The following is a 13,151-nucleotide window of genomic DNA, read 5'->3' as shown; positions in this document are numbered from 1 at the left end:
GGACCCGGCGTGGGCCTGTCAGGTGCCCACGCCGGGTGGCTTGCTCAGCCGGCCTGGTTGACCGAGCCGGTGTAGGGCAGCGCGACGTACGGGAAGGTGCCGGCGAAGGGGACGCCGGGTCCGTTCACGCCGTCACCCGCGGCGAGCGCCTGGATCAGGTGGCCGGGGGTCGCGCCCTCCAGCGCCTGGATCGCGATGTCCACGACGTCGTCACCGAGGCGGCGGCCGTTGGGGTAGCCCTGGAAGTCGCCGTTCAGCACGCCGAGACGGTCCGGCTTCGCGGTGACCGGGGTGGACATGTTCAGCCGCAGCTCCTCGGCGGGGACGAACCGCTTCTTGTCGGCGTCCTGGTTCATGAGCTGCGAGTTGAGGTCCACGGCCAGCGGGCCGTTCGCCGCCTTCGCGATACCGGTCAGGAAGATCTCCTGAAGGTCCTTGCGCGGCGTCGCGGGCGCCGGGATCCCGTAGATCGACTGGATCAGCATCGGAAGCTCGGGGTTGAGCACCTTCGCCACGACCTTGGGCTGGTTGTGGTCCTGCGACGGCGGCAGTGCGTTGAACGCGTTCTTCAGACCCGCGGGCACCACCGCCTCGTTCACCAGCGGGTTGCCCAGCCGCGAGACCTGCACGTACGGGCCGCTGGCCGTCTGCTTGCCCGGGGAGAGGTTCATGGTGCGGCGCGAGGTGGTGCTCCACACGCCGATCACCGGGTTGCGCTTGGGGTTGCAGTTGAGCGCCAGCGCCGACTTCGGGACCTGGATCGCCAGGGTGTTGACGTTGTAGCCCTTGAGCGTGTTGTGCCCGGTCTCCGACAGATTCCCGCCGTAGAGGAGGTCGAAGACGCGCAGGTCGAGGAAGAACGGGTCGGCGGCCTGCGAGGCCACCGTCTGACCGCCGCCGGGCAGCTTCCGCGTCGCCTGGCCGCGCAGCCGCCCGTAGTTCGGCATCGACGCCTTGCCGACGTTCGACGGCGTCGCGATGCCGTCCTTCACCAGCGTGACCGGGCGCTTGCCCGCGCGCAGTTCCTGGAGCGTGTAGTGCTGGCGGAACAGCAGCGTCTTGTCGTTGAGGTTGTTCACCACGCCGTTGTTGTACAGGAATGTCTTGTCTCCGCGCCGGTCCTCGTTGCGGAAGGTCCAGCGGTACGTGAGGTCCGCCTTGCCGGTGCCCTGGCTGTCGATATTGATGTCGTACTGGGCGTCGGTGGCGAACGGGTAGAAGTTCGGCCCCCCGTTGGGCTCCTGGAACGGGTACCAGTTCGCGACCAGCGTCACCGTGTCCGACTTGTCAGGACTGGAGAACGCGTAGAGGTCGGTGTTGTCGACCTGTGGGTCCGCCGCGATCAGCGGCGCCTCGCGGTGGCTGGACGCCTGGCCGACGCCCGTACCGGGACCGGCGAGCGCCGCTCCCGCGATCGCCGTGCCGAGCGTCAGCAGCAGCGCTGCCGACTTCCACCGGCCGACGATGCCCGGTGTTTTGCGTGAACTCATGGGTGGTCTTTCTGTGGGGGTGAAGAGTCCGGCCTCGGGACCGGTCCCTGCACCCCGTTCGTCTCCAGGGGAGGTGCCGGATTGCCCGAAAGAGGTTTTTGTCCCCGATCGGGCGAATATGCGGATACGGATGCCAGGGGTGCGCCGTCCGGCTTGGCGATGGTGCCGATGTTGACGGCGCGTCATGTCGTGCGCGGCGCACGGCGCTCCGGCTCTCCCCGGGCATACGGACATACGTATGCGATATGTCCGTATGCCCGGACGCGGAGGTACCGCCGTAAAGAGGTCATGGGCACACCCGTACCAATCCGCGCCCCCCACCGCTCCGAATGCCAGTGCGGAGGCACCCGCCTCCGGTCGCGGAGCCGACGCCATGCCGACTCCGCGAATCCGCGAGTGAAGGGCAGCACCACCATGCGATCCACCAGCGCACGTGTCGTGACCGCGATAGCAGTCGCCGCAGTCCCGTTGGCCTTCCCGGCGGCGGCGTGGGCGGCACCGACGGACACCGACGTCCCCTGGACCACGTACCAGGCGTCGCTGGACCCGATCACCGCCAACCACGTCACGGGCCGTGGCACGGCGATGATCCAGCTCTCCGGCAACACCGCGAAGATCACCGTCACCGCGTCGGGCCTGGTCGGCGGCGGCTCCCCGCACGCCATGCACATCCACGTCGACGGCGCCGGCGTGTGTCCCAAGCCGTCCGAGGCCAAGGACCACAACGGCCACAGTTCGATCAACGTCGCCGACGCCATGAAGGACTACGGCATGATCGGCACCTCGCTCACCACCAGCGGCGACAGCACCCCCAAGAGCGCCCTGGCCGTCGACCGCTTCCCGGCCGGTTCGAGCGTCAAGTACAGCCGCACCCTCGAAGTCACCGACAACGTCGCCGCGAACCTCAAGTCCGGCAAGGCCGTCCTGGTCGTGCACGGCATCGACTACAACGGCAACGGCAAGTACGACAACGTGCTCGGCGCGAGCGAACTCGACAAGACCCTGCCCGCCGAGGCCACCGACCCCGCCCTCTGCGGCGCCTTCAACGTCTCCCAGATGACCTCGATGCCCGGCGGCGGCGCGGACACCGGTGACGGCGCCACGCAGACCGGAAGCGGCATCCACACCGGCATGGTCGCGGGCGGCAGCGCCGCCGCCCTGGTCGGCCTCGGCATCGGCGGATTCGCCCTGCGCCGCAGGGGCGTCACGACCCGATGAGTGACGACGCCGCCGCCGCGCACGAGGACGGCCCGGACGACGAGACCGGCCGTACGGACGACACCGTACGTACGACCGGCGACGGCCATACCGGCCGTACCCTCCGCGCCAGCCGCACTGCCCGCGTGGGCCGCACGCGACGTACGGCGGTCATGCTCGTCGTCCTCGCGGTGGTCTGCGTCGCCGCGGGGGTCACCGCCGTACTCGCCGGGACCACCGGGGGCGGCGGCAACCCGCCGCCGCAGCCGGGCCCGGCCGTCGCGGGAAGCACACCGCGCGACGACATGTCGGGTCACGAGATGTCCGGCCACGACATGGCCGCGATGCCCGCCCCGCCGAGCGGCGCCGCCTCGGCCGAAGCGGCCGGTCCGACGCCCACCCGGCCCGGCACCCTGCCCGCGTCCAAGCCGGTCGCCCTCGACATCCCGGCCATCGGCGTCCACTCCGACCTGCTGGACCTGGGCCTCAACAAGGACGGCAGCCTGGAGGTCCCCTCCAAGCCGCTGCGCGCCGGCTGGTACCGCAACTCGCCCGCCCCCGGCCAGACCGGACCCTCCGTCATCCTCGGCCACGTCGACTCCAAGGAGACCGGCCCCGCCGTCTTCTACCGGCTCGGCGCGATGAAGCCCGAGCAGCAGATCCGCGTCACCCGCGCCGACCACAAAGTCGCCGTCTTCACCGTCGACGCCGTCCGCTCCTACGAGAAGGCCCGGTTCCCGACCCTCGACGTCTACGGCAACACCGCGGACGCCGAACTCCGGCTCATCACCTGCTCCGACTGGAACGCGCGCAATCACTCCTACGAGGGAAACACCGTGGTCTTCGCCCACCTCGCGACCTGAGAACGGCTCACGGAGACCGGGGTGTCCCCAACTTCACCCGCACGACGCCGTATTGACTTCCTCTGATCATCTGACCGCAGAGCACAACCAACCCGACGGGTCGGCTGTCGGACGGGGTGGGACACCAAGGGCGGTGTCTCACCCCGTTACGCACAGGAGGAACGTTCCTTGGTCTCCCCGCTCTCCCTCCGCACCGGGCGCCGCCGTCTCGTCGGCGCGACCGCCACCGTCCTGGCCGTCACTCTGGGCGCGGTTTCGCTGACCACCACGGCCACCGCCACCACCTCCGCCTCCGCGGGTGCGACGCGGGCGTCCGCCGCGACGTCCGGGGTGAGCGGCCTGCTCCCGATGACGCCCGGCGCCACGCTGGCGTCCGCGGGCACCCAGGGCTTCTGGACGTACGTCCCGCACGACGGCGACGACGGCAAGCTCCGCTGGACCCCGTACGGGCCCGGCCCGGTCCGCGACCTGCGCTTCGACACCGCCAACGGGATCGCCGAGATCTCGGGGGACACCGTCACCACCACGAGCGACACGTCCGGGAGCCGCGTGCTGGACATGCCCACCGGCACCTCCTTCGCGCTGCGGACGGTCGACGACGGGCTGGACAGCCTCTACGGGGGCGTCGCGGGCCGGGCGCTGTTCGTCCGGGGCGCCACGAAGCTGTGGGTCGAGACCGCGGACGGGGCGAACCGCGCCGTGCAGGGCCTGCCCGAGGGGACCGACTACGGGCGGGTGCGGCCGGGCGACGCGACCCACGGCCTGGTCCCCACCGGGACCGGGGAGAGCGACCGGCGCTTCGGCCTCATCGACCTGACCACCGCCACCCTCACCTTCCCCTACCCGCGGCAGGCGCGGAATCCGGTGATCTCCGGCAACCGCCTCGCCTGGATCGAGGACGACACCGCCGCGAACACGCTGCGGGTGGTCGTCCGCAACCGGACCACCGGCGCGGACACCGCGGTGCCCGTGCCGGGCGTGAAAGCCGGTACGGATCTGACCATCGGCCTGCTCGGCGACTGGGTGACGTACGGGACGACGGCCCTGCGTGTCGGGACCGGCGAGAAGGTCACCTTCCTCGACCGCGCCGACGCCTCGTACGCCGTCCCCGACGGCGCCGCGCGGATCGTCCAGGGCAGCGACTCCGCCCAGGGAGCGGGCGTCTTCCGCGTCGCCCTCGACCCGAACGGCCGGCCGTTCGCGCGGCTCCTCGCGCACGCGGGCACCCCGACCTCCGCCCTGCACGACTTCGACAACGACGGCCTGCCCGACCTGCTGGGCCGCGACGCCTCGGGCGGTTTGTGGCGGGACAGCGCCGCCGACGGGCGCCAGCGGGCGCGGATCGGCGGCGGCTGGCAGATCTACGACAAGCTCGAGACCGTCGGCGACATCGCGGGGACGAACAGCCCCGACTACCTTCCCGAACTCGTCGCCCGCGACAAGGACGGGGTCCTGTGGCTCTACTCGGGCCGCGAGGACGGCGGTCTCACCCCGCGCGTCCGCGTCGGCGGCGGCTGGCAGACGTACACCCATCTCACCGGCGGCAGCGACCTCACCGGTGACGGCCGCCCGGATCTCGTCGCGGTCGACGCGACCGGTGCCCTCTGGCTCTACCGCGGCACCGGCAGCACGGCCCGCCCCTTCGAGCCCCGCGTGCGCGTCGGCACCGGCTGGACCGGCTACGACCAGCTCACCGCCGTCGGCGACCTCGCGGGCGGACCCGCGGGCGAACTCGTCGCCCGCGACAAGGACGGCGTGTTGTGGCTCTACCTCGGCAAGTCCGACGGCACCTTCGAGCGCCGCACCCGGATCGGCTCCGGCTGGCAGACGTACTCCCAGCTCACCGGCGCCGGCGACGTCGACCACGACGGCAAGGCCGACCTCTTCGCCTACCGGGCCGCCACCAAGACCGTCTACCTCTACTCCGGCACCGGCGACCCCGCCCGCCCCTTCGCCCCCCGCGCGATCTCCGACGCCCACACGGGCAACGCGTATAACAACATGAGCTGACCGGCCGGGTCCCCTCGGGGGCGTGCGGTCTCCGTGGGGCACCGGTGCCGTCTCCGAGCGGCCCCCGTGCCGACTTCCACGGCCAAAGAGGCCCTCCCGTTCGACAACGGGAGGGCCTCTCATGGCTGTGACCTGCTGCTTCCGGTGTGCCCCAGGCAGGATTCGAACCTGCGACACCAGCTTTAGGAGAGCTGTGCTCTATCCCCTGAGCTACTGGGGCGGGGACAGGCGTCAGTGTAGCGGGTCGGCGGTGGCCGGTCGGGGGCCCGGGGGCGGGGCGGAAGGCCGGTTCGTCAGCCGAGGGTCTTGAGGATCTCGGCGGCCAGGGGACCGGCGGAGGCCGGGTTCTGACCGGTGTGCAGATTGCGGTCGGTGACGGTGTGCGGCGCCCAGGGCGCGCCTTCCTGGAAGTCGGCGCCGAGCTGCACGAGCCGGTCCTGGAGGAGCCAGCGGGCCTTGTCGGCGAAGCCCGCCTGGGTCTCCTCGACGTTGGTGAAGCCGGTCAGCCGGTAACCGGCGAAGGGGGAGGCGCCGCCGGGCCCGGTGGCGGTGGCGAGCAGCGCGGCGGGCGCGTGGCAGACGATGCCGAGCGGCTTGCCCGAGGCGAGGGCCGCGTTGAGCAGGGCGCCGGACACGGCGTCGGCCGACAGGTCCTCCATCGGGCCGTGGCCGCCGGGGTAGAAGACCGCGTCGTAGTCGTCGAGCGAGACGTCGGACAGCTTCACGGGGTGCTGGAAGGCGGCGATCCCGGCCAGCTCGGCCGCCATCGCCGCCGCGCCCTCCTCGCCGCCGTTGAACTCGGGCGCGAGGCTTCCCCGGTCCACCGTCGGTACGACCCCGCCCGGCGTCGCGGCGACGACCTCGTGGCCCGCCTCGGTGAAGACCCGGTACGGGACCACGGCCTCCTCGGCCCAGAAGCCGGTCGGGTGCGCGCTGCCGTCGGCGAGCGTCCAGTGGGTGGCTCCGGTCAGGACGAACAGGATCCTTGCCATGGAGGTGGCTCTCTCTTCCGTGTCGCTGGGGGCGGGTGGGGCGGGCGTTTCCAACGTACGCCGAGGCGGGGGCTCGCGCCGGGTGCGGCGGGGGGCCGGATACGGCGGGGGCCGGGTGCGGCCGGGTCAGGGGAATAGGTAAGGTGGCCGGAATGTTCGGGATGTTGAATGCTCAACCAAACAGGGTGAGTGCGACAGGACGGTGGGTGTGATGCAGTTCGGGATCTTCACGGTCGGCGACGTCACGACGGACCCGACCAACGGACGGACGCCGAGCGAGCACGAGCGGATCAAGGCGATGGTCACCATCGCGCGGAAGGCCGAGGAAGTCGGCCTGGACGTCTTCGCGACCGGCGAGCACCACAATCCGCCCTTCGTGCCGTCCTCGCCCACCACCATGCTCGGCTACATCGCGGCCCGCACCGAGCGCATCGTGCTGTCCACCTCCACCACGCTGATCACCACGAACGACCCGGTGAAGATCGCCGAGGACTACGCGATGCTCCAGCACCTGGCGGACGGCCGCGTCGACCTGATGATGGGCCGCGGCAACACCGGGCCGGTCTACCCGTGGTTCGGCAAGGACATCCGGCAGGGCATCCCGCTCGCCGTCGAGAACTACGCGCTGCTGCACAAGCTGTGGCGCGAGGACGTCGTCGACTGGGCGGGCAAGTTCCGTACGCCGCTCCAGTCGTTCACCTCGACGCCCCGCCCGCTGGACGGCGTGCCCCCGTTCGTCTGGCACGGCTCCATCCGCAGCCCGGAGATCGCCGAGCAGGCCGCGTACTACGGCGACGGCTTCTTCCACAACAACATCTTCTGGCCCATGGAACACACCAAGAAGATGGTCGACCTCTACCGTCGCCGCTTCGCGCACTACGGCCACGGCACCGAGCAGCAGGCCATCGTCGGCCTCGGCGGCCAGGTGTTCATGCGCCGCGACTCGCAGGCCGCGGTACGGGAATTCCGGCCGTACTTCGACAACGCCCCGGTCTACGGGCACGGGCCGTCGCTGGAGGACTTCGCCGAGCAGACGCCGCTGACCGTCGGCTCCCCGCAGCAGGTCATCGAACGCACCCTGACCTTCCGCGACGCCGTCGGCGACTACCAGCGCCAGCTCTTCCTCATGGACCACGCCGGTCTGCCCCTCAAGACCGTCCTCGAACAGCTCGACCTGCTCGGCGAGGAGGTCGTCCCCGTCCTGCGCGCCGAATTCGCCAAGGGCCGCCCGGCCGAGGTGCCCGACGCCCCCACCCACGCCTCGCTGCTCGCCCGCCGCGACGCCGACATCGCCGACGAAGTTCTGGAGGCCCGGGCATGACGCACCACCCGATCGAGCGACGTCGGCTCGCCGTCGTCACCGCCGGTCTCAGCCAGCCGTCGTCCACCCGGCTGCTGGCCGACCGGCTGACGGAGGCGGTACGCCGCCATGTCGACGGTGACGTGGACGTGGACGTACGGGTCATCGAGCTGCGGGGCCTGGCCAACGACATCGCGCACAACATGCTCACTGGCTTCCCGGCGCATCATCTGCGCGACGCAATCGATTCGGTGACCGGCGCCGACGGCCTGATCGCCGTGACCCCGGTGTTCACCGGCTCGTACAGCGGCCTGTTCAAGTCGTTCTTCGACATTGTCGACAAAGACGCACTGGCGGGCACCCCGGTGCTGGCCGCCGCCACCGGCGGCACCGCCCGCCACTCCCTGGTCCTCGAACACGCCATGCGCCCGCTGTTCGCCTACCTGCGCGCGATCGTCGTACCGACCGCCGTATACGCGGCCTCCGAGGACTGGGGCACGGCAGGCAGCGGCAGCGGTGGTGGCAACGGCAACGGGAGCAGCGCTGTCGACGGCACCCTCGCCGCCCGCATCGACCGCGCGGGAGCCGAACTCGCCGCCCTGATGACCTCCCGACCGTCCCGCCCGGCGCCGGGCGGGCGCGCGACGACGGACGCCGGTATGGGCGCCGGTGCCGACGACGAGGTCGTGCCGTTCGCCGAGCAGTTGGCGGCACTCGGCGCGCAAGGGTGACGGCGCCACAAGAGTGACCGTGCGACGGAGCCGGGGCGAGGGACCCGACGACGGCGTCAACTACGACGTCAACGCCCCGGCTCCGCGCTCACCCCCGCCGGTCGTATCAACGGCCGGACGCTCGTCCAGGAACTCGATGACCGCGAGCCCCGCCACCGTCACCAACGCGATCCAGAAGATCACCATGCCGGTCGGATACGGCCACAGCGCCAGGACCACCGAGGCGACCGCGACGACGACCCACCGCAGCCAGACACGGAAACGGTCCACCCACGGCCCCACCGGCCCGGTCGACCGCACCCCCGCCGCCTCCCGCACCGCCGCGATCCCCGACTCCCACATCGACCGCACCCGTACCGCCCACTGCCCCGAACCGCTCAGCCACGCCCCCAGCGCCACCACCACCCCCAGGGTGATCACCATCCGAACGCTCGCCCGCAGAAACCGCACCACCTGGTCGTAGATCGGCGCGGCGGCCGCATGGTGCACATCGGGGGAGAGGTGGTCGAGGTAGAAGGTGCGGAAGAGAGCGAGCGCGACGCCGAGCACGGCCACCCCCGCCGCGACACCCAGCGCGGCGGCGACCAGCGCGCGGCGACGCCGTACGGCCAGCAGCACCCCGGCGCCCGCGATGACGACGGTGACCACCGGCAGCCAGTCCCCGGCCAGTTGCAGCGCCCGGAAACCGGTCTTCACCCGCCCGATCTCGTCCGACTTCAGCAACGTGAAGTCGGTGTGCACGTCGGGCAGCCGCCCGGCGACCTTCAACCCGCGGTCCACCAGCTGCTGCTTCACCCCGGCCACCACGGGCGCGAGATCGAGCGTCACCGTGTTGTGCTCGACCTGCACCGCCGAATCGTTACTGCCGGTCAGCGCGTCGACGACCGTCGCGTGCGCCCTCCGGTTCAGCTCCTCCCAGATCGTCGAGAAGGCACTGCTCGATACGAACGTCGCCACCGTGCCGTGCACGAAATCCGTCACCCCCGACGTGATCGGGCCGCTGATCCCGCCCAGCGCCGCCTTCACCCCCGGCAGATCCGAGGGCGCCACGCTCGACAGCAGCGAGTCGAGGTCGATCCGGTCCATGACGGCCGCCGTCACCTGATCGGTGACGGCCCTCCGCACCTGCGGGTTGTCGGCGAGCGGCGCCATCGTCGCCACATAGCGGTCGGTGTTGCCGACGATGTCGGCGGCCCACACCGCCACGGCGCTCAGCGGAGCCAACACCGCGGCCAGTGTGATGAGCAGCGCGGAGAAGAACGACCGCACCCGGTGCCGCGACCGCGTCCCCGCCAACCGCGCCCGCAGCGCCGTCAACTCCGCGCGCTCGTCGTCACCCAACGGTCCCGACCCTGACGCGCCGTCCCCGGCGGCGGGTCCGTCGGTGGTCGCCGCCATCCACGTACCCCCTGCCTGTGCGGTTGCCGCCCGACCGGGCCCGTTCCTCTCAGGGAACGTGCTGCCGGGCAGGTGCGCGCGCGGAGTTGGTACGTCAGGGTTGTCGCCAAATCGCCTTTCGCGCGGTGTGTGACGGTGTGCGGCGCTACCTCAGCGCACGCGGTCGCGCTCATTGGGTCGCGCCATTCGGGTGACGACGCGTTAGTCCTATGGGATGGGCGGTTACTGATCGTTGTGTCGGTGCCGCAGACCCGGTGAAGCGCGGGTCGCGCGGCGGTCAGGTTCGTGAAGGGCGCACCGCGTGATCACCACCCGTCTGCTGCTGGACAGGACAGGCACGGCCACCGCCGTGCGGTTCCCGGCCGCGCGGACGACGCCCGCCCACGCCGCCACCGCGGACCGCGGAGCGGCCGACCACTCCGTGACCGTCATCGCCACCCGGGACGGTCGTCCGATGGCGGTCGCGGTGGACTCCAGGGCCTTGCGGGCGACCACCGCCGCGGATGCGACGACCGACACCGAAGACGGAGGAGCCGCCGCGGTTCCGGTACGGGGACCGGACCGCGGCGGCTCCTCGGCACTGCCCAGGGCCCTTGCGCCGTCCGGGCGACGGCTTCCCGCGTGGCGAGGCCGCTGAGCTGCGCCTAGCGTGGAGTTCCCGGGGGGTGGTCGCGCCAAGGGAGAACTCCGTCATGGCCCGTAGCAGCCCGGACACCTCCGCTTCCGCCGCCGGCCTCGGCGGCGGCCCACAGCCCGACGGGAAGCCGGGCCGCAGCAGTGTCGTCGGCACCCCCTCCCACCGCTGGTGGGTGCTCGGCGTGATCGGCCTGGCGCAGCTCATGGTGGTCCTCGACGCCACCATCGTGAACATCGCGCTGCCCTCCGCCCAGACGGCCCTCGGCTTCACCGACGGCAACCGTCAGTGGATCGTGACGGCGTACGCCCTCGCCTTCGGCTCGCTGCTGCTGCTCGGCGGCCGTCTCGCCGACCTGGTCGGCCGCAAGAGGGTCTTCCTGATCGGCCTGACCGGCTTCGCGCTCGCCTCCGCGATCGGCGGCGCCGCCCCCAACTTCGGCGTACTGGTTACCGCCCGCGCCCTCCAGGGCATGTTCGGCGCCCTGCTCGCCCCCGCCGCCCTCTCCTTGCTCACCACGACCTTCACCATCCCCAAGGAGCGCGCCAAGGCGTTCGGCATCTACGGCGCCATCGCGGGCGCGGGCGGCGCCGTCGGTCTGCTGCTCGGCGGTGTGCTGACCGAATACCTCGACTGGCGCTGGTGCCTGTACGTCAATCTGATCTTCGCCACGATCGCGTTCATCGGCGGCGTACGACTGCTGCAAGGCGGCACCCTGCCCGACCGTCCCAAGCTGGACATCCCCGGCACCGCCCTGGTGTCGGCCGGCCTGTTCTGCATCGTCTACGGCTTCTCCAACGCCGAGAAGCACCCTTGGAGCTCGCCGCAGACCTGGGGCTTCCTGGTGGCGAGCGTCGTCCTGCTGCTCGCCTTCGTCACCTGGCAGCGCCGTGCGGCGCATCCCCTGCTGCCGCTTCGGGTGGTGACCGACCGGGACCGGGGCGCGTCGTTCCTGGCGATGTTCATCTCCGGCGGCGGGATGTTCGGCGTCTTCCTGTTCCTGACGTACTACCTCCAGCAGAGCCTGCACTACTCGCCGGTCTCCACCGGACTCGCCTTTCTTCCGATGATCGCCGTGATGGTGGTGACGTCGGTGACCACCACCAATGTGCTGGTGCCGCGCTTCGGCGCCAAGCCGATCGTGCCGACCGGCATGGCCCTGGCCGGCGTCGCCATGGCGTGGCTGACCGCGCTCGACCTGCACAGCACCTATCCCGCGCACGTACTGCCGCCGCTGCTGATCCTCGGCCTCGGCCTCGGCTCGATCTTCGCCACGGCGATGAACCTCGCCACCGCGGGCGTACAAGCGCGGGACGCGGGCGTCGCGTCCGCCATGGTGAACACCTCGCAGCAGGTCGGCGGCTCCGTCGGCACCTCGCTGCTGAACACCCTCGCCACCAGCGCCGCCGCCAGCTACGTGGTCGGCAGGCAGAACACTCCCGCCGTCGCCGCACAGGCCCAGTTGCACAGCTATTCGACCGCCTATTGGTGGGCGGCGGGCTTCTTCGCCGTCGGCACCGTGGTGACGGCCTTCCTCTACCGGCGCGGCAAGCCGCGCGCCCTGGCGCAGCCCAGCACGCTGCCCGACGATTCGCCCGCACCAGGTGACGCCGAACCCGACGCCCCGCCCGCCGCACATATGTGACGCCTCCCTCCCGCGCACGGCCGCTCACATCGTGGAATCCCGGGGCGTGAAGGTGGCGGATACAGCTACCGTGCCGTCATGACAGCCAACACCGTCGTGGCCGCTCTCGACGCCGTCAGCGTCCGCCGCTTCACCACCGGCCAGGTCATCCTCGACGACGTCAACTGGACCGTACGGTCCGGCGAGCACTGGGCGCTGCTGGGCGCCAACGGCGCGGGCAAGACGACGATGCTGCGCCTCATCGGCGCCCTCATGCATCCCACCTCCGGCACGGTCGACGTGCTCGGCCACCGTCTCGGCCGTGTCGACATGCGCGAATTGCGCGCGCACATCGGCCTGGTGTCGTCCTCACAGAAGGTGCCGCTCGACGCCACCGCCCACACCGTCGTCCTGACCGGCCACACGGGCACGGTGCAGCCGCTGTGGCGCAAGTACGACGACGAGGTCCGCGAGCGCGCGCACGAGCTGCTGGCGGAGCTGGAGATCAAGGATCTGGCGGACCGGGCGTACGGGGTCTGCTCCGGCGGTCAGCGGGCCCGCGTTCTGGTCGCGCGGGCATTGATGGCCGACCCGGCACTGATGCTCCTCGACGAGCCCTTCAACGCGCTCGACCTGCCCTCCCGCGAGGACCTGATCGACGCCATGCACCGCCTCGCGCTCACCCGTACGGGTCTGGCGACCATCACCGTCACCCACCACCTGGAAGAGCTGTCGCCCGCGATCGGGCACGTACTGCTGCTCAAGGAAGGACGGGTGCTGACCTCGGGGACCGCGCGGCAGGTGCTCACGGCCGAGTCGATGACCCACTGCTTCGGGCGGCCGATCGAGGTCAGCAGGCACGAGGGACGGTGGCTCGCCCGCTCCGGGCGGCGCTGACCGTATGGGGTGACC

At 71.3% G+C, this 13,151-nt stretch carries 11 protein-coding genes and 1 tRNA gene; 8 read left to right on the top strand and 4 right to left on the bottom strand.

Features of this window, described 5'->3' with window-relative positions; translation table 11 throughout:
* Positions 1 to 44 precede the first annotated feature (44 nt).
* On the bottom strand, positions 45 to 1,490 hold the full coding sequence (locus ACIP4Z_RS22025; protein ID WP_401310505.1) for a DUF4331 domain-containing protein: 1,446 nt from the start codon (positions 1,488 to 1,490) through the stop codon (positions 45 to 47).
* A gap of 438 nt (positions 1,491 to 1,928) precedes the next feature.
* Between ACIP4Z_RS22025 and ACIP4Z_RS22020 the strand changes: the two genes are divergently transcribed.
* From ACIP4Z_RS22020 to ACIP4Z_RS22010, 3 genes are all read left to right on the top strand, one after another.
* Positions 1,929 to 2,708: a hypothetical protein gene (locus ACIP4Z_RS22020; RefSeq protein ID WP_401310502.1), complete on the top strand. Its 780-nt coding sequence runs from the start codon at positions 1,929 to 1,931 to the stop codon at positions 2,706 to 2,708.
* On the top strand, positions 2,705 to 3,550 hold the full coding sequence (locus ACIP4Z_RS22015; RefSeq protein WP_401310499.1) for a class F sortase: 846 nt from the start codon (positions 2,705 to 2,707) through the stop codon (positions 3,548 to 3,550). Before ACIP4Z_RS22020 ends, ACIP4Z_RS22015 begins: the two co-directional genes overlap by 4 nt.
* A gap of 168 nt (positions 3,551 to 3,718) precedes the next feature.
* Positions 3,719 to 5,560: an FG-GAP repeat domain-containing protein gene (locus ACIP4Z_RS22010; protein ID WP_401310496.1), complete on the top strand. Its 1,842-nt coding sequence runs from the start codon at positions 3,719 to 3,721 to the stop codon at positions 5,558 to 5,560.
* A gap of 147 nt (positions 5,561 to 5,707) precedes the next feature.
* On the opposite strand, the gene ACIP4Z_RS22005 is transcribed toward ACIP4Z_RS22010, so the two are convergent.
* Positions 5,708 to 5,780: transfer RNA gene (locus ACIP4Z_RS22005), tRNA-Arg, on the bottom strand.
* A gap of 73 nt (positions 5,781 to 5,853) precedes the next feature.
* Positions 5,854 to 6,552 carry a type 1 glutamine amidotransferase domain-containing protein gene (locus ACIP4Z_RS22000; RefSeq protein WP_355337793.1) on the bottom strand — a complete coding sequence of 233 codons (699 nt, stop codon included), beginning with the start codon at positions 6,550 to 6,552 and terminating at the stop codon, positions 5,854 to 5,856.
* A gap of 211 nt (positions 6,553 to 6,763) precedes the next feature.
* Between ACIP4Z_RS22000 and ACIP4Z_RS21995 the strand changes: the two genes are divergently transcribed.
* Together ACIP4Z_RS21995 and ACIP4Z_RS21990 are read left to right on the top strand one after the other, a co-directional pair.
* Positions 6,764 to 7,873: an LLM class flavin-dependent oxidoreductase gene (locus ACIP4Z_RS21995; RefSeq protein WP_401310493.1), complete on the top strand. Its 1,110-nt coding sequence runs from the start codon at positions 6,764 to 6,766 to the stop codon at positions 7,871 to 7,873.
* Positions 7,870 to 8,583: an FMN reductase gene (locus tag ACIP4Z_RS21990; RefSeq protein WP_401310490.1), complete on the top strand. Its 714-nt coding sequence runs from the start codon at positions 7,870 to 7,872 to the stop codon at positions 8,581 to 8,583. The genes ACIP4Z_RS21995 and ACIP4Z_RS21990 overlap by 4 nt, the downstream gene beginning before the upstream one ends.
* Before the next feature lie 60 nt (positions 8,584 to 8,643).
* On the opposite strand, the gene ACIP4Z_RS21985 is transcribed toward ACIP4Z_RS21990, so the two are convergent.
* Positions 8,644 to 9,981 carry a hypothetical protein gene (locus tag ACIP4Z_RS21985; protein ID WP_401310487.1) on the bottom strand — a complete coding sequence of 446 codons (1,338 nt, stop codon included), beginning with the start codon at positions 9,979 to 9,981 and terminating at the stop codon, positions 8,644 to 8,646.
* A 301-nt stretch (positions 9,982 to 10,282) separates the two neighbouring features.
* On the opposite strand from ACIP4Z_RS21985, the gene ACIP4Z_RS21980 reads away from it, so the two are divergent.
* The 3 genes from ACIP4Z_RS21980 (at position 10,283) to ACIP4Z_RS21970 (ending at position 13,136) form a co-directional block, all read left to right on the top strand.
* Positions 10,283 to 10,618, top strand: a complete 336-nt coding sequence (locus ACIP4Z_RS21980) for a hypothetical protein (RefSeq protein WP_401310484.1) — start codon at positions 10,283 to 10,285, stop codon at positions 10,616 to 10,618.
* A gap of 55 nt (positions 10,619 to 10,673) precedes the next feature.
* Positions 10,674 to 12,260: a DHA2 family efflux MFS transporter permease subunit gene (locus tag ACIP4Z_RS21975; protein ID WP_401310481.1), complete on the top strand. Its 1,587-nt coding sequence runs from the start codon at positions 10,674 to 10,676 to the stop codon at positions 12,258 to 12,260.
* 78 nt (positions 12,261 to 12,338) lie between these two features.
* Complete coding sequence (locus tag ACIP4Z_RS21970) at positions 12,339 to 13,136, top strand: ABC transporter ATP-binding protein (protein ID WP_401310478.1); 798 nt, start codon at positions 12,339 to 12,341, stop codon at positions 13,134 to 13,136.
* Positions 13,137 to 13,151: the final 15 nt, after the last annotated feature.

This window comes from Streptomyces sp. NPDC088910 (genome assembly GCF_044749865.1).
Lineage (GTDB): Bacteria > Actinomycetota > Actinomycetes > Streptomycetales > Streptomycetaceae > Actinacidiphila.
This window is presented reverse-complemented; position numbering and strand designations above follow the sequence as displayed.